The organism is Aeromonas oralensis, from assembly GCF_049665575.1.
Taxonomy (GTDB): domain Bacteria; phylum Pseudomonadota; class Gammaproteobacteria; order Enterobacterales; family Aeromonadaceae; genus Aeromonas; species Aeromonas hydrophila.
Window position 1 is genome coordinate 28,319 of the sequence record NZ_CP187186.1, and the last position, 21,682, is coordinate 50,000.

Sequence of the window (21,682 nt, forward strand, 5' to 3'; positions counted from 1 at the left end):
GGGGTTAGAGTGCGCCCAGCTCGCGCAGGGCGATGGCGAGTTTTTCTTTCATGGCGGCCTTGTCGACCATGTTGTCCAGCGATACCAGCCGGCCGTTGACGCCCATGCTGACCAGCTGTTCGGCGATGTCGCGGGTGGCGACAAAGATCTCGGCGCGCTCGCTGCCGGCGGAGGCGAGATCCCGGTGATCCACCTCGGCCGTCACGGCCAGCTCCTTGAGAATGCTCTTGATGCTCATCTCCATCATCAGGCTGGTGCCCAGGCCGTGTCCGCATACAACCAGAATCTTCATGTTCTCTTCCTCTGTCGGGCGCAGGGCGCCACTCAATAACGCGCCAGGATGCGCAAGATGTCGTCTTTGCTGGTGGCCGCCATGATGGCCGCCACGTCTTCTTCATTCATGAACAGCTCGGCCAGCTGGGCGATGGTCTCCACGTGGGAGTTGCTGTCGCTGGCGGCCAGGGTGACCAGCAGCCGGACCGGGTCGTTACCCTCTGAGCCGAAGTTGACTCCCTCCTCCAGCACGGTCAGCGCCAGTCCCAGCCGGTTGACGCCGTCTTCCGGGCGGGCGTGGGGCATGGCCAGGCCCGGGCCCAGCACGTAGTAGGGGCCGAGCTCTTCGTGGGAGCGATAGAGCGCCGCCACATAGGAGGGCTCTATGGTGCCGTTGGCCAGCAGGGGGGCGGTGGCCAGCTCGATGGCGTGACGCCAGTCGCGGGCGCCCGCTTCGATGGAAATGACCTCCTCGGTCAGCAATTGGGTCAGCATGGCAATGTCCGGGCTGGATAAGATGGCGCCAATCTAGCGATCTTGCCGGCTGATAACTGTGAGCCCGATCGCGAAAGTTAGCGCTACCAGATAGCGCTAACATCGATCTGTGATAGCGCTATCATTTCTCTCATGGAAGGGATTCATCTTGCCCCTTATCTGGCTCAAAGGAGGTAAAATCCGGTTTGAGCAAATAGTCAGTGCCCCGCTTTTGCCTTAAAGTGAGCACCCGTATGCCGAGGAAGGGAAAGGATGTCAGAAGCGAAGAAACGCCGTAGCACGGGTCGGGTGACCCTCAACGATGTGGCCCAGCTGGCCGGCGTGGGGGCCATGACGGTGTCGCGCGCCCTGCGCACCCCCGAGCTGGTGTCCGACAAGATGCGCGAGCGCATCGAGGCGGCGGTGGACGAACTCGGCTATATCCCCAATCGGGCGGCGGGGGCGCTGGCGTCCGCTACTTCCCAGACCATAGTGGTGATCGTGCCCAGCCTGACCGAGTGCGGCTGCGGCGAGGTGATCGCCGGGCTGCAGCAGACGCTGCGGGGCGAGGGCTACCAGATCATGCTGGGGGATGCCCAGCACCTCAAACAGCAGGAAGAGAGCCTGCTGACCAGCTTTCTGCAGCACAATCCGGCGGCCGTGGTGCTGTTTGGCAGCGATCCCGGCGAGACCATCCGCCAGCGGCTGCAGGCGGCCCGCTTGCCGGTGGTGGAGGTGGGGGCCATGGCCCGCAGCCCTATCGACATGAACGTCGGGGTCTCCAACTTCGATGCCGGCTACCAGCTGACCCGCCACCTGATCGAGCGCGGCTACCGCAATATCGGTTTTCTCTGCGCCCGCCAGGAGCAGTGGATGCTGCAGCAACGCATGCAGGGCTGGCAGAAGGCGCTGCTGGACAACTACCTCTCCCCCGACGCCATCATCAACACCTCGGAGCGGCCCAGCTTCAGCACGGGGGCGGCCATGCTGGGGGAGTTCCTCGCTGCGCTGGCCCGAACTGGATGCGTTGGTCTGCGTCAACGACGAGCTGGCAGCCGGGGTGCTGTTCGAATGCCAGCGCCGCCACCTGAACGTGCCGGGCAAGCTCGCCATCGCCGGTTTCGACGATCTGGACGTGGCGCGTGCCTGCTATCCTGCCCTCACCTCGGTCCGCATCCCCTATCAGCGGATGGGGCAGGAGGCGGCCGATCTCATCTTGCGTCAGCTGGCCGGTGAACCCGTCATGGGCTCGGCGCTGACCCTCGACTTCCAGCTGCAGAAGCGGCAAAGCAGCTGACCCCTTTCACACTCATCAAAGAGGCAACCATGTTCAAGGCTCTGTTACTGGAAAACCAAGACGGCAAGACGGTGCCGACCCTGACCCGGCTGGACGAGAGCCAGCTGCCGGCCGGCGAGGTGCGGGTGGCGGTGAGCTACAGCTCCCTCAACTACAAGGACGGGCTGGCCATCACCGGCAAGGGCAAGATAGTACGCCAGTGGCCGCTGGTGCCCGGCATCGACTTCGCCGGTATCGTGCTCGAGTCTGCCGACGAGCGTTATCAGCCGGGCGACAAGGTAGTGTTGACCGGCTGGGGCGTGGGGGAAGGACACTGGGGTGGCATGGCCGAACAGGCGCGGGTCAAGGCCGACTGGCTGGTACCGCTGCCGGCCGGGCTGGATGAGCGGCAGGCCATGTGCATCGGTACTGCCGGTCTGACCGCCATGCTCTGCGTGCTGGCGCTGGAAGAGGCGGGGGTAACCCCGCAGAGCGGCGAGATTCTGGTGACCGGCGCCGCCGGCGGGGTGGGTTCCACCGCCGTCGCCTTGCTGGCTGCACTGGGTTATCAGGTGGCAGCCCTGACCGGCCGTCCCGCGGAGCAGGGCGAGCTGCTGACCGCGCTCGGCGCCAGCCGCATCGTGCCGCGCAGCGAGTTGCTGGAGCCCGCCAAGCCGCTGGAGAAGCAGCTGTGGGCCGGGGCGGTCGATACCGTCGGCAGTCAGGTGCTGGCCAAGTTGCTGGCCCAGATGAACTACGGCGGCGCCGTGGCGGCCTGTGGGCTGGCGGGTGGCTTCGATCTGCCCACCAGCGTGATGCCCTTCATCCTGCGCAACGTGCGGTTGCAGGGGGTCGATTCGGTGATGTGCCCGCTGGCGCGCCGCCAACTGGCGTGGCAGCGACTGGCGCGGGATCTGCCCGCCAGCTTCTTCGCGCAGGCGGTCACCGAGATCGGGCTGGAGCAGGTGGCGGAGGCCGCCGAAGCCATCACCCAAGGGCAAATCGCGGGGCGCACCCTGGTCAAACTTTGATCCAGCCCTGACTGGCGAGCCCCATTTTTCTGGATAGACTTTGAGTGCGGGTGCACTATCCAAGGAGAATGAGCATGGGTGGACACAAGCCGGATTACGATCTCGATGACGATTGGGAGCCGGAATCCTGGGAAGAAGAGCTGGATGAATGGGAAGACGAGAGCTGGCAGGATGATGACCCTCTCGACGACCAGTAATCCGCGCATTGAATACACAGGCGGGCTTCGGGCCCGCCTGTTTTTTTGGGCGGCTCACAGGAATGGGGAGAGGTGCTTGGAGGGGGCTGCGGCTCTGGCTAGAATGAACTGCCCAAACGACACTCAAGGATGATTATGCGACTCTCGGTGATAGTGTTTGCCGTTCTGCTCGGGGGCTGCGCCTCCCATTCGGACGATCCGTGCGAGAAGGTGTGGAGCGAGGTGGGGGAGGCCGATGGCAAGCTGGGCTTTACCGCAGAGCGGGTCGAGTTTCATCAGGCCCAGTGCGGCGAGAAGGTAGATGCCGAACTGTGGAAACAGGGGCATCAGAAGGGACTGGCCTGGTATTGCCGGCCGGAGCACCTCTATCTGGCGGGCCGTTCCGGTGGCGAGTATCGCGGGGTCTGCCCCAATGACGTCCAGGCGCGCCGGCTGTTCGAGCAGGGCCGCCAGGGCTGGACCGATCAGTAGCCGGGCTGGCGGCTCAGGCTTCTTTCTCTTTCAACCGCAGCGGCTGACATAGATAGCTCTTGTCGTTGGCGCTGCGGGCACACTTGCCGCAGACGAACTTGGGTTTGCGCACGATTTTGCGCAGGGTCTTGAGATCGGGCCGGGATCTCGCTGCGACGCCATTCACACAGGGTCTTGTTGCCCATCTCGACTACCTCGACAACTCGGTGGGCCCTAGTGTAATCAATTTTCATTTCTAAAACAGCGAGCGGGCCAGGATGCTCTCGCGGCCCGCTCGTGGTGACGGGAGATTACTGATAGAGGAACTTGGTAAAGATCAGCTCGCGCACCGCCTTCTTGCCGGTCTCCTTCACCAGCAGCTCGTTGGCCCGGGTCTGGCACTCCTTGCGCAGGTCTTCGCGACTGACCAGCGACTTGATCTGGTCGGCACTCTTGCTGCCCATCAGCCGGATGATGGCGTCACGGATGAGGGGGTCATGCTGCTCCAGCAGCTTGAGGTCGGCCTCGTTCTCGGCCATCAGCTCCACCGTGACCCGGACGTAGCCGAGGGTTTTGCCATCGCTCAGGTAGTTGGTGATGATGTCGGGATCCAGCAGGTGATAGAAGAAACCCGGCTTGGCGGCGGCAGCAGCAGCAGCTTCCCCTTCTGCGGGGGCTTCCCCTCCTTCGGAGGCATAGGCCTGAAGTGCACCGCAGCTTAGCAACAACACCAGCAGAAATTTGAATAGCTTCATAGGGATGGCTCATCAGCAAGAGATACCCCATTTTTGATGTTGCCATCGGGGCCGTCAAGCACGGATGTTCTTACAATTCTCGATTGATTTACGGATAATAAACCGGATTTTAACCTGATAACGGAAATCTCCGGATGGTGAAGCTGTGAAGTCCGAGTTGACTGTTCCCCTTGCCCGGCTCGTACCCTGGCTGGCGCCCGCGCAGTGCGAGCCACCCGAGGCCTTGCTGCCCTGGTTGCTGGAGGCCGATTCCATGACCCGACGCCTGCGCCGCCACAATCGCCACTTCTCGGTACAACTGTTTGGCAATCGCAGCGTCGCCCTCGACGCCGACGAGCAGCAGCTGGTGGTCGCCGAGCAGCCCATGGGGCTGTGTCGCGAGGTGATCCTGCACGGCGATCATGGACCGGCCGTGCTGGGCTGGACCCTGTTTGCCGAAGCCGCCCTGCAAGAGAGCGGTCTGCGCGGGCTGGGTGAGCAACCCCTGGGCGAACGTATCTTCGGTGACGAGCCTGCCCGGCGCGATCACCTGCAACTGGCCTGTTTCGAGATTGCGAGCAATCCCTGGTGTCCGGCCGGCACCGTCTGGGGACGTCGTTCCCGTCTGTTTCTGGGGCAATGGCCACTGCTGGTCCATGAACTCTTCTTGCCCTCTCTGTCATGCAACAAGGAGCTGGAGTGAATCTGTTAACCAAGGAGCGGGGACTGGCCTACGTACAGTTGGCCCGCATCGACAAGCCCATCGGTACCCTGCTGCTGCTGTGGCCGACCCTGTGGGCGCTGTGGCTGGCGGCCGACGGGCTGCCGGATCTTTGGACCCTGCTGGTGTTCGTGGTGGGAGTGTTTCTGATGCGCTCCGCCGGTTGCGTCATCAACGACTATGCGGATCGCAACTTCGACGGTCACGTGAAGCGCACCGCTGGCCGGCCGCTGCCCATGGGCAAGGTCAAGCCGCGGGAGGTGCTGGCGCTGTTTGCAGTGCTGGCGCTCATCTCGTTCGCCTTGGTGCTGACCATGAACCCGCTCACCATCGGCCTGTCGTTCGCGGCCCTGCTGCTGGCGGTCTGCTACCCCTTCATGAAGCGCTACATCCCGATCCCCCAGCTGGTGCTCGGCATGGCCTTCTCCTGGTCGATTCCCATGGCCTATGCGGCCCAGGCCAACGCCTTGCCGGCGGTGGCCTGGCTGGTGTTTCTCGCCAACCTGCTGTGGACCATCGCCTATGACACCCAGTACGCCATGGTGGACCGGGACGACGACCTCAAGCTCGGCCTCAAGTCGAGCGCCATCCTGTTCGGCCGCCACGACAAGCGGATCATCGGCGCGCTGCAGCTGCTGACCCTGCTGATCCTGCTGCTGGTGGGGCAGCTGAGCGAGTTAGGCTCCAGCTACTACTGGTCGCTCTTGGCGGCGGCGGCGCTGTTCGTCTATCAGCAGCGGCTGATCCGTGAGCGGCAGCGGGAGGCCTGCTTCCAGGCGTTTCTCAACAACAACTACGTGGGGGCGCTGATCTTTGCCGGGGTAGTGATCAACTACCTGTAAGCCCGCTCCTGTCATGAAAAAAGGCCGCATGTTGCGGCCTTTTTTATGGTGTCGTGCGAGCGGGGTCAGAGCCGGTTGCCAGCCTGGATGGTGCGGCGGATCTTGGTGCTCAGCAGCGGCACTATGTTGTCAGCGAGCGCCTGGAAGCGCCCCAGATCCGGCTTGCAGCCTGGGTCGAGGTAGCCTTCGCTGCGCAGGGTGTGGATCAGGGTGCTGAACAGCTTCTGGTCGAAGAACTCGGGGGCGTTGATGCCGTGCAGGGTGCCGAGGCGTTCTGCCATCATCAGGCCGTCCGCCTCCAGCTGCTCGGCCTCGATGCGGGGCTGGGCCAGCACCCGGGTCAGCACGATGGCGTAGCGCTGCAGAGTCTCCTGAATGCTCTCGGCCAAGAGCAGCAGGCGGGTCTGGTTGACCGGATTGACCCAGAAGCCACCGTCGCGGGCCTCGATCAGCTGCTGGCGCTGCAGTTCGGCCAGCAGGGCATCGACCAGCTCCGGCAGCTCGTCCTCTTCATAGCGCAGGAACAGCTCGGTCTTGAGCAGCGGGTAGATGTCGATGCAACGGGCAACGATCTCGCTGCGGGAGATCCCCTCGCAGCGCTCGATCAAGGCCGCTACCAGAGAGGGCATGGCGAACAGATGGAGGATGTTGTTGCGGTAGTAGGTCAGCAGGATCGCCTGATAGCGGTCCAGGCTGACGATCTGGCCTAGCTTGTCCTCGCTCACCTCGAACTTGTTGAGCTCCATCGCCTGATCCAGCAGGGTCTTGGCATCCTCGTCCGGGATGGTGCTGTGCGTGCTGTAGGGCACCTGTTTGAGCAGGTCCAGATAGGTGTTGAGCTGGGCTTGCAGTTCGTCGCGGGTCAGGGCATGGCGCTCGGCGGCCAGCAGCGCCAGCGCGCTCAGGGTCAGGCCGTTGACGGCGGCAGCCCCGTTGATGCGGGTCATCAGCAGCTCGGCCAGCTGGTTGACGGTGGGCGCCATCCACTCGGGACGCTCCTCCTCGCCGATGTGCTCCTTCCAGCTGGGCACGTGCTCGTTGAGGTAATTGTTGAGGGTCAGCGGCTCACCGAAGTTGACGAAGCCGCGGCCGTAGTTGCGCAGCTTGCGCAGGATGCCGAGCACCTGCAGGAAGCTCTCCTTCTCCTTGCGGCTGCCCTTGAGCTCGTTGTGGTAGGTGTTCACCTCCATCACGTGCTCATAGCCCAGATAGACGGGCACCAGGGTCACCGGTCTGTCCAGCCCGCGCATCATGGCCTGCAGGGTCATCGCCAGCATGCCGGTCTTGGGCGGCAGCAGGCGGCCGGTACGCGAACGCCCACCCTCGGTGAAGAACTCCACCGAATAACCCTTGGCAAACAGCAGGTTGAGGTATTCCCGGAATACCGTGCTGTAGAGGGGATTGCCCTTGAAGGTGCGGCGGATGAAGAAGGCGCCACCGTGGCGGAAGATCGGGCCCGCCGGCCAGAAGTTGAGGTTGATGCCCGCCGCGATGTGGGGCGGCACCATGCCCTGGTGGTAGATGACGTAGGAGAGCAGCAGGTAGTCCATGTGGCTGCGATGGCAGGGCACATAGACGATCTCGTGCCCTTCCTGGGCCAGCTGGCGCACCTTCTCGGCCCCGTTGACCGAGAGGCCGCGGTAGAGCTTGTTCCACAGCCAGCCGAGGAAGCTCTCGCCGAGCCGGATCAGCCGGTAGGAGAAGTCGGAGGCGATCTCGTCCATGTAGCCGTGGGCCCGTTTCTGGGCTTTCTCCAGGCTGATCCCCTCGCGCTGGGCCTCTTCCTCGATGGCCTGCTGAATGACGTTCGAATCGAGCAGCTGTTTGAACAGCAGGTTGCGGTTGGGCAGCTTGGGGCCGGTGGCCGCCAGCTGCTGGCGGCTGAAGTGGGTGCGGGCGACCCGCGCCAGTTTGTGGGCGATGGCCTCGTCGGTGCCGTGCTTGTCCGCCATGTGACGCAGGGAGAGCGGCGGGGAGAAGCGCACCAGGTTCTCGCGCCCCTTGAGGATCACAATCAACGCCTTCTTGAGGCGGTTTGGCGCCAGGCTGCTGATGATGTTCCAGCCGGAGGCCTCCTCGCCTTCCCGGCCGGGGGCACGGCCCCAGAACAGGGTGACGGGGACCACCTGGATATCCAGCGCCGGATCCTGCTTGTGCAGATCCAGCAGCTGGTGGAACTCCTGCAGGAAGGGCAGCGGCTTGCTGCGCTTGCCAAACAGGGGCGGCGGACGGTCCAGACAGACATAACGGGGCAGCAACTGGCCGTTCAGTTCCAGCGGGGTGAAGGGGCCGGGCAGGCCGAGATCCTCGCAGCATTGTTGCAGGGTCATCAGGTCGGTGATCGAGCTGGTCTTCAGGGCGTAGACGATGGGTCTGGCCGGATCCAGCTTGAGCTCGGTGATGGGATTTTCCGGCAGGCTCTTGTGATTGACCAAGCCGCTGACCGGCCATTGCAAGATTGCTCTGGAAATGTTCTGTCCAAGGGACATGTGCGTCTGCTCTCCAAAAAAATGCGGCGTGAGCATAGCAAATCACCGACTGCTTGTCGCCGAGAGGTACGATGAGTCGGCTGCGCGGGATCAAATCTGCAGCAAATGAGCGCCGGGCCGCGACAAATGTCAGCTGCGCCTTGCCTTGGCCACTGCACTGTATATACTGCCAGTGTGCTGTATAAAAAGACAGGTGCCCATGCTATGAAACCCCTTACTCCCCGCCAGGCCGAAGTGCTGGAGTTGATCAAGGCGAACATGAACGAAACCGGCATGCCGCCGACTCGCGCCGAGATAGCCCAGAAGCTTGGTTTCAAGTCGGCCAATGCGGCCGAGGAACATCTGAAGGCCCTGGCCAAAAAGGGGGTCATCGAGATCATGCCGGGCACGTCCCGCGGCATCCGCCTGTTGCTTGAAGAGGAAGAGCCGCTGGAAGAGAGCGGGCTGCCGCTGATTGGCAAGGTGGCCGCCGGCGAGCCCATCCTGGCGCAGGAACATATCGAGAGCCACTACCAGGTGGATCCGGCCCTGTTCCACCCGCGAGCTGACTTCCTGCTGCGGGTACAGGGCATGAGCATGAAGAATATCGGCATTCTGGATGGCGACCTGCTGGCGGTGCACAAGACCCAGGAGGTACGCAACGGCCAGGTAGTGGTGGCACGGCTCGACGAGGATGTCACCGTCAAGCGCTTCCAGCGCAAGGGCAGCCAGGTGTGGTTGCTGCCGGAGAACGAAGAGCTCTCCCCCATCGAGGTGGATCTCTCCTGCCAGCAGCTCACCATCGAGGGGCTGGCGGTCGGTGTCATTCGCAACGCCGACTGGATGTAATCCCCGCCACGAAACGGCCTCCTGCGGGAGGCCGTTTCGTTTCTGTACTCCTTTCCCCATGATTTCAATCAGATCCTGATACCCGCCATTTTTGTCTGCGGGCGGTGACCGCAGGCGATTCATTTCAGATATATCATTTGGTAAGGCGGACTCGTTGGCTTGAGCCGCCCCGCTGCTCGCCATGACGCGCGTTATCCAGATCGCTGGTAGCAGGAACCCGGAGGGCAGCAGGAAAAAACAACAGCTTCGTGCGGTGTGCAGGTCACACCTAGCAAAGAGGCGCTTGCGGGATAGAAGGGAGAGTGGCCAGGACGCCGGCAGTCGGCACCGCAGCGGCACACTCGCGCAGTCGACACGCGGCAGTCATCGACTCATTCACCCTAGTGGTGATGGGCGGTGCCGGTTGGCGTGACCTGTTGATCGAGGAGGACAGGTATGGCTTCAAGCTCGCCATGGGATCCGGGTCTGGCATCGCCCGTTTCTTCCATCACCCGTTTCATCAAGGGTAACCGGATGACCCGTTTCTATGCCCTCTGGGTACACCACAAGGGCGCCTGCTGGACCATCTGGCTGGGGTGCCCCAAGGACAAGATTGTCCGGCTGGTGCGCCTGTTTCACAGCCATCATGACGGCGGGCTGGCCGACGCCCCCTGGACCGCCCCCGTCATCCCGCTGCGGGCCCAATCCAGACGCCCGCATGAGCGGCGCCGACAACAGCCCTGAGCATCACTGCTTCTTGTGCAGCCCCACCTTATGGTGGGGCTGCTGTTTTGGGCGGGTTCGGGCCGGCATCACCGGCCCTTGCGTCATCTTCTGACGGAAGTTGGCCAGCGAACGGGCATCCGCTACAAGGGGGTGACCGGTCTGGCGCCGGCTGGGTTACAATGGCTCTTCCATTCGGGCCCGGTTGGCGGGTATGTCGAAGTGAAAGGGTCTGCTCTCTTATGGTTAAACCGCGTTACCCCTTGCTGTTTCTGCTGCTGGTTGGGGGCATGATGGCCGGATTTTACTGGAACCAGCCCTCCCTGCCCGAGCATGCCGACTACTACCCGGCGGGGCGGGACATCAATCCGTTCGCCTTCACCGATCAGGATGGCCAACCCTTCGTCCCCGCCAGCCTGACCGGCCACTGGACCTTTCTGTTCGTCGGCTACACCTTCTGCCCAGACATCTGTCCGACCACCCTGGCGGATCTGCGTTCCGTCTATCCCGAGCTGAAAAAGATCGCCCCGAGCAGCCAGGTGGTGTTCATCTCGGCGGATCCGCAGCGGGACGACGTGGCCCGTCTCAAGACCTATACCGCCTTCTTCAACCCGGAGTTCAAGGCGGCGACCGGCCCTCACGACAAGCTGTTCCCGTTCGTGCGCAATCTGGGACTCATCTACTCCATCGCCGACCAGGGTGAGAAGGACTACCTGATCGACCACTCCGCCTCCATCGTGCTGATCAATCCGGCCGGCAAGCTGGAGGCCGTGTTTCGCCCCCGTCTGAGCGAGGGCAGTGTACCCAGGGTCGTCATGGCGAGCATGGTGTCGGATTTTGCCAAGATAGTGCGGCTGGACGACGCATGATGAGCAACGGACTCCCTCCGACATGCTGACCCCCGTCTGGTGGCGGGACGGGCGGCGCCACCGCGCCGTGTTTGCCCTGGCCCTGCCCATGGTGTTTTCCAATGTCACCACTCCGCTGCTGGGGCTGGTGGATACCTGGGTGATCGGTCATCTCGGCCAGGCTTGGTTCCTCGGCGGCGTGTCGGTCGGCGCCACCCTCATCAACCTGCTGTTCTGGCTGCTCGGCTTTTTGCGGATGTCCACCACGGGGCTGACCGCCCAGGCTCACGGCGCCAGCAGCCCGGCTGGCCAGCTCGATACTCTGGCCCGTGCGCTGGGGCTCGCCGTCGGGCTGGGGGTGACGTTGCTGCTGCTGTTGCTGCCGCTGATCCCCACTCTCATCGCCCTCAGCGGTGGCTCCGCCGAGGTGCAGCACTATGCCGCCGAGTATGTTTCGGTGCGGGTCTGGAGCGCCCCGGCGGCGCTCTGCAACCTGGTGATCATGGGTTGGCTGCTGGGCATGCAGGATGCGCGCAGCCCCATGCTGCTGCTGATCTTCACCAATCTGGTCAACATGGGGCTCGATGCCTGGTTCGTGCTGGGGCTGGGCTGGCAGGTGAAAGGGGTCGCCGCTGCCTCGCTGCTGGCGGACTACAGCGCGTTCGGGTTGGGGCTCTGGCTGGTGAGCCGTCACCTGCGCCGGCTGGCCGCGTCGGCGTGGCAAGGGGCCTGGCAGCGCTGGCGGCAGTGGCCCGCGCTGCTGCGACTGCTGGCCCTGAACCGGGATATCTTCATCCGCTCCCTCTGCCTGCAACTCTGTTTCGCCTTCATGACCCTGCAGGGGGCCAGGCTGGGGGATGTGGCGGTGGCGGCCAATGCGGTGCTGCTCAACTTCCTGATGCTGATCTCCTACGGACTGGATGGCTTCGCCTACGCGGTGGAGGCCATGGTGGGCCGCGCCATCGGGCGGCGGGATCGGCAGGGGCTGCGGGAGGCCATCGTCCTCAATCTCGGCTGGGCGCTGCTGATCGCCCTGACGTTCAGCCTGCTGTTCGCGGTGGGCGGCAGCCGGCTGATCGCGCACATCACCGATCTGCCGGCGGTGATCGCCGCCGCCAATGCTCAGCTACCCTGGCTCATCGCCATGCCGCTGCTGGCGGTCTGGTGCTTCCTGCTGGACGGGGTCTTCATCGGGGCGACCCGAGCCCGAGAGATGCGTAACAGCATGCTGGTGGCGGCACTGTGCGGCTTCTTCCCGGTCTGGTGGCTCTGTCAGGGCTGGGGTGTGGCGGCCTTGTGGGCCGCGATGGCGGCCCTGATGGCGGGGCGGGGGCTGACGCTGGGCTGGCTCTGCTGGCAGCTGGAGCGAGATGGCCGGCTGCTGCACTCAGCCCACGGGGTGGGAGCGGCGCAGCAGGCCTCCTCCTGACCTCAGCGCCTGCCTGGAGCTGTCGGGTTCACTCCTGCAGCGAGCCGGCGTAGCCCAGCTGGCGCCAGCTTTCGTAGACAAACACCGCCACCGCATTGGCGAGGTTCATGCTGCGGCTCTGGGGCAGCATGGGGATGCGCAGCCGCTGCTCGAACGGCAAGCTCTCGATGATCTCGATGGGCAGGCCGCGGCTCTCGGGCCCGAACAGCAGGGCATCGCCTGCGGCAAACTGCACCGCCGAATGGGCGGTGCGCCCCTTGGTGGTGCAGGCGAATACCCGCGTCGGTGCCACCGCTTCCAGAAAGGCCTCGAAGCTTGGCCAGCGCTTCACCTCGGCAAACTCGTGGTAGTCGAGCCCTGCCCGCTTCACCCGCTTGTCATCCCACTCAAACCCCAGCGGCTCTATCAGGTGCAGTCGATAGCCGGTGTTGGCGCAGAGGCGGATGATGTTGCCGGTGTTGGGCGGAATTTCCGGTTGGTAGAGCACGATGTCGAGCATGACGGCGTCCTGATGGGGCGAAAAGGGCGCCAGCATACCCAGCGCCCGTGCGGATGAAAAGAGTCTGCTCAGCTGATGGGCAGACGGATGGTGATGGTCAGCCCGGCCGGTTGGTTGCTGCTGGCACGGATGGTGCCGCCGTGGCGCGCAATGGCCTCCGCGGCGATGGCCAGCCCCAGCCCGGTGCCGCCGGTCTTGGCGTTGCGGGCATCGTCCACCCGAAAGAAGGGCAGGAACAGCTGGGCCTGCTGCGCCACCGGCACGCCGGGACCGTCGTCGCGGATGGTCATGACCCACTCTAATCCCTCCCGATACCAGTCCACCTTGATGAACTCGCGGGCGTATTTGAGCGCGTTGCGCAGTGGATTCTCCAGCGCCCGGGCCAGCAGATCGGGCCACATCCGCAGCGATTCAGCCGGCAGCGGTGGCAGCCTGAGCTGCTTGCCGCTCTGGTTGGCCTCGAACATGGCATCGTCCAGGATGGGCTCCAGCAGCTCGGCCAACGGCATCACCACCGGCGCTTCCACATGCTGCTGTACCCGCGACAGGTCGAGCAGGTCACCGATCAGCTTGTCGAGCCGGCCGATCTCCGATTCGATCCGCACCAGCTCGTTGCTGTCCCCCTGTTTGCGGCGGATCAGCGCCTGCGCCAGCTGGATGCGGGTGAGCGGGCTGCGCAGCTCGTGGGAGATGTCGGAGAGCAGCTGTTTCTGCTTCTGGATCATGTTCTTGAGGGTATCGACCATGTGGCTGACGTGATCCGCCAGCTGGCCGATCTCGTCCCGCCGCCCCAGGTTGGGGATCTGCGCCTCCAGATTGCCCTCCGCCAGCTGGGAGACCGACTGCTGCAACTGCAGGATGGGACGGGTCAGCCGCCAGGCCAGCAACAGGCAGAGCGGGGTGCTGACCAGCATGGCGATGCCGAGGATCTGGATCGGGTGATCCAGGATCTGGATGAACAGGAACAGATAGGAGTTCTCGACGTTGAGGCCGAAGTAGATGTGATAGATCTGGCCGTGATGCGTCATCTGGAAGGGGCCGGCGATGGCCCGCTTGTGCTCGCTGCCCAGCATGGGCTTGGCCGGGTTGTCCGAGTCGAGCATGAAACGGATGACGAACTTGCTCAGGCGGGTGCTGGACTGCATCTGCCCCTTGGCATCGCGCAGATAGATGTTGTCGACCGGCAGCAGGCCGGCGGCATCGATGGCCTGGGCCAGATCGAAATCCTGATTGGGGTCGGCCCCCTTTTGCAGTGCCTTCAGGTTGTTGTTGAGGCGGGTGATCTCGTGGGCCGGCAGCGGAATGATGTTGCGGGGATCCAGGGTTGGCAGGATCACCACGGCGGCCACCACCAGCAACAGCATGAACCAGAACCAGAGGAAGATCTGGGTGGAGAGACCGTTGAAGGTGCGGGCGGTTCTCATGCCTGTTCCAGCCACAGATAGCCCCTGCCGCGCACCGTCTTGAAGCGGGGCTGGCCATCGGTACGTTCAGGCAGCTTCTTGCGCAGGTTGCTCAGGTGCATGTCGATGGCGCGATCGAAGGGCTCGAGCTTCTTGCCGAGCACCAGCTCGGAGAGCTGGCTCTTGCTGACGATCTGGCCCGGGTTGCGCAGCAGGCACTCCAGCAGGCCGAATTCGGTGGCGGTCAGCTCCAGCAGTTCGCCGTGGCAGCTGGCCTGCTGCAGGCCGGGTTGCAGCACCAGATCCATGAAGCGCACCTCTTCCGAGCTGCCGCCGCGCTGGGGCGGGGTGCTCTGGGTACGGCGCAGGATGGCGCGCACCCGGGCCAGCAGCTCCCGATCGTCGAACGGCTTGGCGAGGTAGTCGTCAGCCCCGGCCTCGAGCCCGTTGACCCGGTCCTGGCTGTCGCCACGGGCGGTCAGCATCAGCACCGGGGTGTCGTGGGTCTTGCGCAGCCGGGCCAGCATGGCGAAGCCGTTGAGCTTGGGCATCATCACGTCCAGCAGCACCAGGTTGAAGTGCTGTTCGGCCAGCCGTTGCAAGCCCTCTTCGCCATCCTCGGCGACGGTCACCTGGAAGCCTTCCAGGGTCAGAATTTCGGTGAGCAACTGGGTCAGCTCGAGATCGTCGTCGACCAGGAGTATTTTGTGCATCTGAAGTCATTCCGCTGATTTTTCGCGCCAATCCGGCGTCGGGGTCAGGGTATAATAAATTTTTAACCGCAAGAGGAAAGCCGGTTTTGAGCCATCAACAATATTCCCGCTGGGTGACGCTGGCCAGCATGGCCGCCGTCACGACCGCCACCCTGCTGATCACCGGCAAGCTGATCGCCTGGCTGATGACCGACTCCTCGAGCCTGCTGGCCTCCCTCACCGACTCCTTCATGGACGTGAGCGCCTCCATCATCAACCTGCTGGCGATCCGCTATGCCCTGTCACCGGCCGACGACGAACACCGCTTCGGCCACGGCAAGGCGGAGTCGCTGGCCGGGCTGATCCAGGCGGCCTTTATCTCCGGTTCCGCCCTGCTGCTGGTGATGCACGGCATCTCCTCCCTGCTCAAGCAGGCGCCGCTGGAGCGGCTCGAGGCGGGTCTGTGGGTCAGCGGTGGCTCCATCGTGCTGACCCTGCTGCTGGTCAGCTTCCAGAGCCTGGTGATCCGTAAGACCAACAGCGTGGCCATCAAGGCCGACATGCTGCACTACCGCTCCGACCTGCTGCTCAACGGCGGCGTGCTGCTTGCACTGGTGCTGGCGGGGCAGGGCTGGTACTGGGCCGACGGCCTGTTTGCCATCCTGATCGGGCTGTTCCTGCTGTGGGGAGCGCTGCACATCGGCTATGAATCGGTGCAGGCGCTGCTCGATCGTCAGTTGCCAGCCGAGGAACAAGCGAGAATAATGGCCCTCTGCTGTGACGTCGAAGGTGTACACGGGGTGCATGATCTGCGCACCCGCCAATCCGGTCCGACCCGTTTCGTGCAGTTGCATCTGGAACTGGACGATCAGCTCCCTCTGGTCAAGGCCCATCAGATTGCCGATGAAGCCGAACTGGCGGTTCGTCAGGCGTTCGAGCGCATGGATGTCATCATTCATATGGACCCCATCTCCGTGGTGCACAAGGAACAGCAAGGCACTCCCTCAGAACAACAGTAGGCTGCAACATGGATGATCTGGTTGCCAGAACCTGGCAAAAAATTCAGCAAGAAGCGGCGAGCATGGCGACCGAAGAGCCCATGCTGGCCAGCTTCTTCCACTCCACCATTCTCAATCACAAGAACCTGCGTTCGGCCCTCAGCTTCCAGCTGGCCAACAAGCTCGACAGCGCCACCATGCCCGCCATCGCCCTGCGCGAGGTGATCGAGCTGGCCCTGCGCAGCGAGCCCGAGCTGCTGGCAGTCGTGGCGGCCGACATCTGTGCGGTGCAGGAGCGCGACCCGGCGGTCGATCTCTTCTCCACCCCGCTGCTCTACCTCAAAGGCTTCCATGCCCTGCAGGGCTACCGGGTCGCCAACTGGCTGTGGCGCCAGGGGCGTCGCTCGCTGGCGCTCTACCTGCAGAACCAGATCTCGGTAGTGTTCGGAGTGGACGTGCACCCGGCCGCCCGCATCGGCAAGGGCATCATGTTTGACCACGCCACCGGCATAGTGGTCGGCGAGACGGCGGTGATCGAGGACGATGTCTCCATCCTGCAGAGCGTTACCCTGGGCGGTACCGGCAAGGAGAGCGGCGATCGCCACCCCAAGATCCGGGAAGGGGTGATGATAGGGGCGGGCGCCAAGGTGCTCGGCAACATCGAGGTGGGCATGGGAGCCAAGATCGGCGCCGGCAGCGTGGTGATCAACCCGGTGCCACCACACACCACGGTGGCGGGCGTACCCGCCAAGATCGTGGGTCGTCCGGAGTGCGACAAGCCTTCGCTGGACATGGATCAGTGTCTCTGATCCCCTGACCGAGGTGCATCGATGGCCAAGCGCTGGTCGGGTTATCTGATCCTGGGGATGTGGCTGCTCAATCTGCTGCACCTCTATCTGGGATTCTCCCCCTGGCCGGCGGCCATCGCGGCCTGGGGGGCCTCGCTGCTCACCTGGCCCTGGCTGGTGGGCGCGGCGCGGCGCCAGGCGCTGGCCCTGTACGGGGCGGCGCTGGCACTGCTGATCTTCTCCTGCTGGCGGGGGGCAAGCCTCACCGCCGGTGACTGGCTGCTGCCCAACATCAACATGCTCACCATGTTTGCGGCGGTGAGCACCCTCAATCTCGCCACCTCGGGCCTCTTGACCGGCACCACCTCATGGCAAGGACGCAAGGGGCTGTGGAGCACCATGGCCAGCCTCAACCTGCTGGGGGCCGTCATCAACCTCTCGGTGCTGTTCATCATCGGCGATCGGCTGGAACGGGGCGGCACGCTGGAGCGGCGTCAGGTGCTGGTGCTGAGCCGGATCTTCTGCGCGGCGGCCTTTTGGTCCCCCTTCTTCGTGGCCATGGCGGTGGCGCTCACGTATGCGCCCGGCCTGCAGCTGTCGCGCATCCTGCCGTTCGGGTTGGTGGCGACCCTGCTGTCGATGGGGCTGACCGCCTGGCAGGTGGAACGGCTGGGGGTGGCGGACTTTGCCGGCTATCCACTGCGGCTGCAGACTCTGGGATTGCCGGTGGCACTGGCCCTGCTGGTGCTGCTGATCAAGCAGATCTGGCCGGATCTCGGCATCCTGGCGGTGATCGCCCTGGTGGCACCGCTGCTGGCCTTTGCCTTCATGCCGAGCGCGGGGCGAGGCCCGGCCCTCAAGCGGCAGGTGGTGGAACGCTTCCCCGCCATCGGTGGCCAACTGGTGCTGTTTCTGGGGGCGGGCCTGCTGGCCGCTGGCATCAACAGTGCGCTGTCGGTGCTCGAGCTGGGTGGCGGCCACGGCTTGCCCTTCTTTCATCATTTCGGCTGGCTGGAGTCTTCGCTCACTTTGTTGCTGATCCTGCTGGTGGCCATCGTCGGGGTGCACCCGCTCATCAGCATCTCAGGATTGGCGCCGCTGTTGTGGCCGCTTTCGCCGGACCCCAGCCTGCTCGGTATGTGCTTCCTGCTGGGTTGGGGGCTGGCTACCGGTACCAGTCCGCTCTCCGGCTCCAACCTGGCGCTGGCCTCCCGCTACAACCTGAGTGCCGGGGCGATTTTGCGCGGCAACCTGCTCTACGGCTTGCTGATGTACGGGGTTGCCTGTCTGCTGCTGGGGGCCTATATCGCCCTGCACGCCTGATGATGCGGGCTTGCGGCAAGGGCGTGCAGGGCGGTTGCGCAGGGGCGGGGTGGCGATTTGTGCGGGGCCGGCCGTGGCCCGGGCGCAGGATGCGAGAAAAATAGACGCATATTTAGGCAATACATCCATGGAAGGCGCATTTTACAGCGCACCGGCTTGTTTGTGCCGATAGGCTCGGGGTATGCTGGCTTCACGCGCTTGAATCGCCCTCTGTGGGGCATCGCAATTGAACATACAGGTATGCATATGTCACTAGAAGTCCTTGAGCAACTCGAATCCAAAGTACAATCCGCCGTCGACAACATCTCCCTGCTGAAGATGGAGCTGGACGAGCTGAAAGAGCAGAACAACAAGCTGCAAGACGAGAACCATCAGCTGCGCAACGAGCACGTCGCCTGGCAAGAGCGTCTGCGTGCCCTGCTGGGCAAGATGGACCAGATGGGCGAAAGCATCTGAGTCGTCGCCATCCGCGAGAATTGAAAACGGGCCGCTCCATGAGCGGCCCGTTTGTTTGGGTCAGTCTGGCAATCAGAGTGCCAGCAGCTGTTTGACGGTCTTCTCGATGCCGTCCGCCGCTTCCACTATGTTGTTGGCCAGCATGTAGGCGGGAGTGGAGATCACCTTGCGCTCCTGATCCACCACGAACTCGTTGACCGGGCAGTTGAGATGGCTGCCTCCCATCGCCTCGATGGCGTTGGCGGTGCCCTCGTCATGGCCTATGGTGGCCAGGGTGCCGGCGCCATAGATGAGCGGGATCATGGCCGGTGCGATGCAGATGTAGGCGGCCGGCTTGCCGGCCCTGGCGAAGCTCTGGCACGCCTTCAATACATCCGGCTGGATTTGGCACTCGGCCCCCTTGATGGCGAAGTCGCACAGGTTCTTGGCGGCGCCAAAGCCACCCGGCACCAGCAGGGCATCGTAGTCGGCCGCATCCAGTTCGGCCACGTCCCTTATCTGGCCGCGGCAGAGGCGGGCTGCTTCAACCAGCACGTTGCGGCGCTCGCCTTCACTCACGTCCCCGGTCAGGTGGTTGATCACATGGAGCTGTGGAACATTGGGAGCGAAGCACTGGACTGCTGCGCCCTGCCTGGCCAGCGCCAGCAGACTGATGACGGCCTCGTGGATTTCGGCCCCGTCAAAGACGCCACAGCCACTCAAGATCACGGCCACTTTTTTCATGACAGACTCCTCGTTGTTGAAAATGTGAGCCAGAATGGATTGTTGTACTTTTGTATGGTTATCGTTCGTCCTCAGCTGGTCAAGTCATCTTGCTGTGCTAGGATTGTTTCGTTTTGGATCCTGCCGTACTTACTCCCTTAAATTTTTTTCCACATTGATCGAGATCATTCAAGTCGTCTCGCGATCGGTTTTTACATACACAACCAATTGTTATTTATTGGTTTTTATATTTTTGTGCACAGTTTTATCACTGTGGTTGATACTGCCCCCCATTTTTGAGCACAGAGTTATCCACAGATTGATGGCCTGTAAGGATCCGCCGACAGGGTCTTGGCCCCTCTTGGTGTGAGGGGTGCCCTGTGGCATCCTAGCGGCTGTTTATCTCTGGCAGGACGATTTCATGGCCCCTAGCAATCCCCTTATTCTGGTCGACGGCTCTTCATATCTTTACCGCGCCTTCTTTGCCTCCCAGCAGGCCGATCTGCGCACCTCGACCGGTTTGCCGAGCGGCGCCGTCCGTGTCATGGCCAACATGATGCGTAGTCTGCGCAAGCAGTACCCCGACTGCCACGTGGCCGTGGTGTTCGATGCCAAGGGCAAGACCTTCCGCGACGACATCTATCCCGAATACAAGGCCAACCGGGCCAGCATGCCGGACGATCTGCGCAGCCAGGTTGCCCCCATCCACCAGATGATCAAGGCGATGGGTTTCCCCTTCCTGATGGTGGAGGGAGTGGAGGCCGACGACGTGATCGGTACTCTGGCCCGTCAGGCGACCGAGAAGCAGCTGCCGGTGCTGATCAGCACCGGCGACAAGGACATGGCGCAGCTGGTCTCCGACCATGTCACCCTGATCGACACCATGAAAGACGTGAAGACCGATCGGGAAGGGGTGATCGAGAAGTTCGGCGTACCGCCCGAGCTCATCATCGACTACCTGGCCCTGATGGGGGACAAGGTGGACAACATCCCCGGCATGACCGGCGTTGGCGAGAAGACCGCACTGGCCCTGCTGCAGGGGATTGGCAGTATCGACGAGATCGCCGCCAACCTCGACAAGGTGGCTGCGCTCGGTTTCCGTGGCTCCAAGGCGTTCGCCGACAAGTTCCGCGAGCAGGAAGAGCAGGTGCGCCTCTCCTACGTGCTGGCCACCATCAAGACCGATGTCGCGCTGGAACAGAGTCTGGAAGAACTGCAGCTCGGCCCCATCGACAAGGAGGCTCTGCTGGCGGTCTATCGTGAGTACGAGCTGCGCAACCTGATCAAAGAGTTGGAGTCCGGCGGCGCGGAGGAGAGTGGCGCCGAGGGGGATGATGAAGGCGCCGCCCCGGTCGCCGCAATCGAGACCGACTATCGCTGCATCCTGGACGAGGCCGAATTCGACGAGTGGCTGGCCCGTTTGCAGGCGGCGCCGCTATTTGCCTTCGATACCGAGACCACCAGTCTTGACTATATGGAGGCGCGCGTCGTTGGCGTCTCCTTTGCCATCGAGCCGGGCAAGGCGGCCTACGTGCCCTTCGGCCACGACTATCTGGGGGCGCCGGTACAGCTGACCGAGTCCGTGGTGCTCGGCAAGCTCAAACCGCTGCTGGAAGATCCGACCCGTCTCAAGGTGGGGCAGAACCTCAAGTACGATCGCAACGTGCTGCTCAATCACGGTATCGAGCTGCAGGGCATCGCCTATGACACCATGCTCGAGTCCTATGTACTCAACTCCACCGCCAGCCGCCACGACATGGATTCGCTGGCCCGCAGATATCTGAATGCCGAAACCATCTCGTTCGAAGAGATCGCCGGCAAGGGTGTCAAGCAGCTTACCTTCAACCAGATTGAACTGGAGCAGGCGGCTCCTTATGCGGCGGAAGATGCCGACATCACCCTGCGTCTGCATCAGACGCTGTGGGGCAAGCTCTCTGCCGAGCCGGGTCTCGCCAAGGTGTTCAGCGAGATCGAACTGCCCTTGCTGCCGGTGCTGGCGCGGATGGAGCGGCTCGGTACTACCATCGAGCCCAAGCTGCTGCATCAGCAGAATCAGGAGATCGAAGTGCGTCTGGCAGAGTTGGAGAAACAGGCTCACGAGCTGGCCGGGCAGGAGTTCAACCTCTCCTCGCCCAAGCAGCTGGGGGAGATCCTCTTCACCAAGCTGGGGCTGCCGATCATCAAAAAGACTCCCAAGGGAGCGCCATCCACTGCGGAAGAGGTACTGGCCGAGCTGGCGGAGACCTATGAGCTGCCGCAACTGCTGATGGAGCATCGTGGGCTGGCCAAGCTCAAGTCCACCTACACCGACAAGCTGCCGCTGATGATCAAGCCGCAGACCGGGCGGGTGCACACCTCCTATCATCAGGCGGTGGCGGCGACCGGTCGGCTCTCGTCCACCGATCCCAACCTGCAGAACATCCCAGTACGCAACGAACAGGGGCGCCGCATCCGGCAGGCCTTCATCCCGTGCGCCGGTTACAAGCTGGTGGCGGCGGACTACTCCCAGATCGAGCTGCGCATCATG

The 21,682-nt window shown here is 63.3% G+C and carries 23 protein-coding genes and 1 pseudogene (1 of these 24 only partly in view); 15 read left to right on the top strand and 9 right to left on the bottom strand.

Annotated elements, in window-relative coordinates; all coding sequences use genetic code 11:
• Window positions 1–4: 4 nt before the first annotated feature.
• The gene (locus ACPDZI_RS00140) at window positions 5–292 is read right to left on the bottom strand and encodes a PTS sugar transporter subunit IIB (RefSeq protein WP_187267976.1); all 288 of its coding nucleotides are present in this window, start codon (window positions 290–292) and stop codon (window positions 5–7) included.
• A 32-nt stretch (window positions 293–324) separates the two neighbouring features.
• A complete protein-coding gene (locus tag ACPDZI_RS00145; protein ID WP_438833819.1) occupies window positions 325–768 on the bottom strand; it encodes a PTS sugar transporter subunit IIA in 444 nt (147 codons plus the stop codon).
• Between the two features lie 252 nt (window positions 769–1,020).
• Between ACPDZI_RS00145 and ACPDZI_RS00150 the strand changes: the two are divergent.
• The 4 genes and pseudogenes from ACPDZI_RS00150 (at window position 1,021) to ACPDZI_RS00165 (ending at window position 3,722) form a co-directional block, all read left to right on the top strand.
• Window positions 1,021–2,044, top strand: a pseudogene (locus tag ACPDZI_RS00150) (LacI family DNA-binding transcriptional regulator).
• A 29-nt stretch (window positions 2,045–2,073) separates the two neighbouring features.
• Window positions 2,074–3,054, top strand: coding sequence for an acrylyl-CoA reductase (NADPH) (locus ACPDZI_RS00155; RefSeq protein WP_187267978.1), 981 nt, complete (start codon window positions 2,074–2,076; stop codon window positions 3,052–3,054).
• A gap of 74 nt (window positions 3,055–3,128) precedes the next feature.
• Window positions 3,129–3,251 carry a hypothetical protein gene (locus ACPDZI_RS00160; RefSeq protein WP_016349017.1) on the top strand — a complete coding sequence of 41 codons (123 nt, stop codon included), beginning with the start codon at window positions 3,129–3,131 and terminating at the stop codon, window positions 3,249–3,251.
• A gap of 129 nt (window positions 3,252–3,380) precedes the next feature.
• Window positions 3,381–3,722, top strand: a complete 342-nt coding sequence (locus ACPDZI_RS00165) for a DUF2799 domain-containing protein (RefSeq protein ID WP_011704195.1) — start codon at window positions 3,381–3,383, stop codon at window positions 3,720–3,722.
• A 13-nt stretch (window positions 3,723–3,735) separates the two neighbouring features.
• Here the strand turns inward: ACPDZI_RS00165 and ACPDZI_RS00170 are convergent, their stop codons facing one another.
• Both ACPDZI_RS00170 and ACPDZI_RS00175 read right to left on the bottom strand, forming a co-directional pair.
• Window positions 3,736–3,888 carry a hypothetical protein gene (locus tag ACPDZI_RS00170; RefSeq protein WP_438834609.1) on the bottom strand — a complete coding sequence of 51 codons (153 nt, stop codon included), beginning with the start codon at window positions 3,886–3,888 and terminating at the stop codon, window positions 3,736–3,738.
• A gap of 124 nt (window positions 3,889–4,012) precedes the next feature.
• Window positions 4,013–4,456: a flagellar basal body-associated FliL family protein gene (locus ACPDZI_RS00175; protein ID WP_438833820.1), complete on the bottom strand. Its 444-nt coding sequence runs from the start codon at window positions 4,454–4,456 to the stop codon at window positions 4,013–4,015.
• Between the two features lie 145 nt (window positions 4,457–4,601).
• Here ACPDZI_RS00175 and ACPDZI_RS00180 point away from each other — a divergent pair, with 145 nt between their 5' ends.
• Both ACPDZI_RS00180 and ubiA read left to right on the top strand, forming a co-directional pair.
• Window positions 4,602–5,138 (top strand): chorismate--pyruvate lyase family protein, encoded by a 537-nt coding sequence (locus ACPDZI_RS00180; protein WP_438833821.1) that lies wholly within the window; start codon window positions 4,602–4,604, stop codon window positions 5,136–5,138.
• Complete coding sequence (ubiA, locus tag ACPDZI_RS00185) at window positions 5,135–5,998, top strand: 4-hydroxybenzoate octaprenyltransferase (protein ID WP_011704199.1); 864 nt, start codon at window positions 5,135–5,137, stop codon at window positions 5,996–5,998. Before ACPDZI_RS00180 ends, ubiA begins: the two co-directional genes overlap by 4 nt.
• Window positions 5,999–6,063: 65 nt before the next feature.
• Here the strand turns inward: ubiA and plsB are convergent, their stop codons facing one another.
• Window positions 6,064–8,487, bottom strand: a complete 2,424-nt coding sequence (gene plsB, locus ACPDZI_RS00190) for a glycerol-3-phosphate 1-O-acyltransferase PlsB (protein ID WP_146060974.1) — start codon at window positions 8,485–8,487, stop codon at window positions 6,064–6,066.
• 204 nt (window positions 8,488–8,691) lie between these two features.
• Between plsB and lexA the strand changes: the two genes are divergently transcribed.
• The 4 genes from lexA to dinF all read left to right on the top strand — a co-directional run bounded on the left by lexA (window position 8,692) and on the right by dinF (window position 12,294).
• Window positions 8,692–9,315 carry a transcriptional repressor LexA gene (gene lexA / locus ACPDZI_RS00195; RefSeq protein ID WP_011704201.1) on the top strand — a complete coding sequence of 208 codons (624 nt, stop codon included), beginning with the start codon at window positions 8,692–8,694 and terminating at the stop codon, window positions 9,313–9,315.
• A gap of 435 nt (window positions 9,316–9,750) precedes the next feature.
• Entirely contained in the window at window positions 9,751–10,038 is a 288-nt protein-coding gene (locus tag ACPDZI_RS00200) for a hypothetical protein (RefSeq protein WP_011704202.1), read from the top strand.
• A gap of 221 nt (window positions 10,039–10,259) precedes the next feature.
• On the top strand, window positions 10,260–10,886 hold the full coding sequence (locus ACPDZI_RS00205; RefSeq protein WP_024946134.1) for an SCO family protein: 627 nt from the start codon (window positions 10,260–10,262) through the stop codon (window positions 10,884–10,886).
• 22 nt (window positions 10,887–10,908) lie between these two features.
• Entirely contained in the window at window positions 10,909–12,294 is a 1,386-nt protein-coding gene (gene dinF / locus ACPDZI_RS00210; RefSeq protein ID WP_408800596.1) for an MATE family efflux transporter DinF, read from the top strand.
• Between the two features lie 28 nt (window positions 12,295–12,322).
• Here dinF and trmL read toward each other — a convergent pair whose 3' ends face one another.
• The 3 genes from trmL to ACPDZI_RS00225 all read right to left on the bottom strand — a co-directional run bounded on the left by trmL (window position 12,323) and on the right by ACPDZI_RS00225 (window position 14,909).
• Window positions 12,323–12,793: a tRNA (uridine(34)/cytosine(34)/5-carboxymethylaminomethyluridine(34)-2'-O)-methyltransferase TrmL gene (gene trmL / locus ACPDZI_RS00215; RefSeq protein WP_041216376.1), complete on the bottom strand. Its 471-nt coding sequence runs from the start codon at window positions 12,791–12,793 to the stop codon at window positions 12,323–12,325.
• 68 nt (window positions 12,794–12,861) lie between these two features.
• Complete coding sequence (locus ACPDZI_RS00220) at window positions 12,862–14,217, bottom strand: ATP-binding protein (RefSeq protein ID WP_270828565.1); 1,356 nt, start codon at window positions 14,215–14,217, stop codon at window positions 12,862–12,864.
• Window positions 14,214–14,909, bottom strand: a complete 696-nt coding sequence (locus tag ACPDZI_RS00225; protein ID WP_045790907.1) for a response regulator — start codon at window positions 14,907–14,909, stop codon at window positions 14,214–14,216. Before ACPDZI_RS00225 ends, ACPDZI_RS00220 begins: the two co-directional genes overlap by 4 nt.
• Window positions 14,910–14,995: 86 nt before the next feature.
• Here ACPDZI_RS00225 and fieF point away from each other — a divergent pair, with 86 nt between their 5' ends.
• The 4 genes from fieF (at window position 14,996) to ACPDZI_RS00245 (ending at window position 18,453) form a co-directional block, all read left to right on the top strand.
• The gene (gene fieF / locus ACPDZI_RS00230) at window positions 14,996–15,907 is read left to right on the top strand and encodes a cation efflux pump FieF (protein WP_016349026.1); all 912 of its coding nucleotides are present in this window, start codon (window positions 14,996–14,998) and stop codon (window positions 15,905–15,907) included.
• 8 nt (window positions 15,908–15,915) lie between these two features.
• On the top strand, window positions 15,916–16,695 hold the full coding sequence (gene cysE, locus ACPDZI_RS00235; protein WP_011704210.1) for a serine O-acetyltransferase: 780 nt from the start codon (window positions 15,916–15,918) through the stop codon (window positions 16,693–16,695).
• 21 nt (window positions 16,696–16,716) lie between these two features.
• Window positions 16,717–17,997 (top strand): hypothetical protein, encoded by a 1,281-nt coding sequence (locus ACPDZI_RS00240; RefSeq protein WP_187267984.1) that lies wholly within the window; start codon window positions 16,717–16,719, stop codon window positions 17,995–17,997.
• Window positions 17,998–18,243: 246 nt separating this feature from the next.
• Window positions 18,244–18,453, top strand: a complete 210-nt coding sequence (locus tag ACPDZI_RS00245) for a cell division protein ZapB (protein ID WP_016349028.1) — start codon at window positions 18,244–18,246, stop codon at window positions 18,451–18,453.
• Window positions 18,454–18,525: 72 nt separating this feature from the next.
• Here ACPDZI_RS00245 and elbB read toward each other — a convergent pair whose 3' ends face one another.
• Window positions 18,526–19,176: an isoprenoid biosynthesis glyoxalase ElbB gene (gene elbB, locus ACPDZI_RS00250; protein WP_374897677.1), complete on the bottom strand. Its 651-nt coding sequence runs from the start codon at window positions 19,174–19,176 to the stop codon at window positions 18,526–18,528.
• 400 nt (window positions 19,177–19,576) lie between these two features.
• Between elbB and polA the strand changes: the two genes are divergently transcribed.
• Window positions 19,577–21,682: the 5' portion of a DNA polymerase I gene (polA, locus tag ACPDZI_RS00255; protein WP_438833822.1), read on the top strand. 648 nt of this gene lie beyond the right edge of the window; only the first 2,106 of its 2,754 coding nucleotides appear in the window; it begins with the start codon at window positions 19,577–19,579; its stop codon lies off the right edge, out of view.

What these genes read in the sequence shown, in the direction of transcription:
- ACPDZI_RS00140 (WP_187267976.1), bottom strand. Translation starts at nt 292, where the DNA reads ATGAAGATTCTGGTTGTATGCGGACACGGCCTGGGCACCAGCCTGATG.
- ACPDZI_RS00145 (WP_438833819.1), bottom strand. Translation starts at nt 768, where the DNA reads ATGCTGACCCAATTGCTGACCGAGGAGGTCATTTCCATCGAAGCGGGC.
- ACPDZI_RS00155 (WP_187267978.1), top strand. Translation starts at nt 2,074, where the DNA reads ATGTTCAAGGCTCTGTTACTGGAAAACCAAGACGGCAAGACGGTGCCG.
- ACPDZI_RS00160 (WP_016349017.1), top strand. Translation starts at nt 3,129, where the DNA reads ATGGGTGGACACAAGCCGGATTACGATCTCGATGACGATTGGGAGCCG.
- ACPDZI_RS00165 (WP_011704195.1), top strand. Translation starts at nt 3,381, where the DNA reads ATGATTATGCGACTCTCGGTGATAGTGTTTGCCGTTCTGCTCGGGGGC.
- ACPDZI_RS00175 (WP_438833820.1), bottom strand. Translation starts at nt 4,456, where the DNA reads ATGAAGCTATTCAAATTTCTGCTGGTGTTGTTGCTAAGCTGCGGTGCA.
- plsB (WP_146060974.1), bottom strand. Translation starts at nt 8,487, where the DNA reads ATGTCCCTTGGACAGAACATTTCCAGAGCAATCTTGCAATGGCCGGTC.
- lexA (WP_011704201.1), top strand. Translation starts at nt 8,692, where the DNA reads ATGAAACCCCTTACTCCCCGCCAGGCCGAAGTGCTGGAGTTGATCAAG.
- ACPDZI_RS00200 (WP_011704202.1), top strand. Translation starts at nt 9,751, where the DNA reads ATGGCTTCAAGCTCGCCATGGGATCCGGGTCTGGCATCGCCCGTTTCT.
- ACPDZI_RS00205 (WP_024946134.1), top strand. Translation starts at nt 10,260, where the DNA reads ATGGTTAAACCGCGTTACCCCTTGCTGTTTCTGCTGCTGGTTGGGGGC.
- dinF (WP_408800596.1), top strand. Translation starts at nt 10,909, where the DNA reads ATGCTGACCCCCGTCTGGTGGCGGGACGGGCGGCGCCACCGCGCCGTG.
- trmL (WP_041216376.1), bottom strand. Translation starts at nt 12,793, where the DNA reads ATGCTCGACATCGTGCTCTACCAACCGGAAATTCCGCCCAACACCGGC.
- ACPDZI_RS00220 (WP_270828565.1), bottom strand. Translation starts at nt 14,217, where the DNA reads ATGAGAACCGCCCGCACCTTCAACGGTCTCTCCACCCAGATCTTCCTC.
- ACPDZI_RS00225 (WP_045790907.1), bottom strand. Translation starts at nt 14,909, where the DNA reads ATGCACAAAATACTCCTGGTCGACGACGATCTCGAGCTGACCCAGTTG.
- cysE (WP_011704210.1), top strand. Translation starts at nt 15,916, where the DNA reads ATGGATGATCTGGTTGCCAGAACCTGGCAAAAAATTCAGCAAGAAGCG.
- ACPDZI_RS00240 (WP_187267984.1), top strand. Translation starts at nt 16,717, where the DNA reads ATGGCCAAGCGCTGGTCGGGTTATCTGATCCTGGGGATGTGGCTGCTC.
- ACPDZI_RS00245 (WP_016349028.1), top strand. Translation starts at nt 18,244, where the DNA reads ATGTCACTAGAAGTCCTTGAGCAACTCGAATCCAAAGTACAATCCGCC.
- elbB (WP_374897677.1), bottom strand. Translation starts at nt 19,176, where the DNA reads ATGAAAAAAGTGGCCGTGATCTTGAGTGGCTGTGGCGTCTTTGACGGG.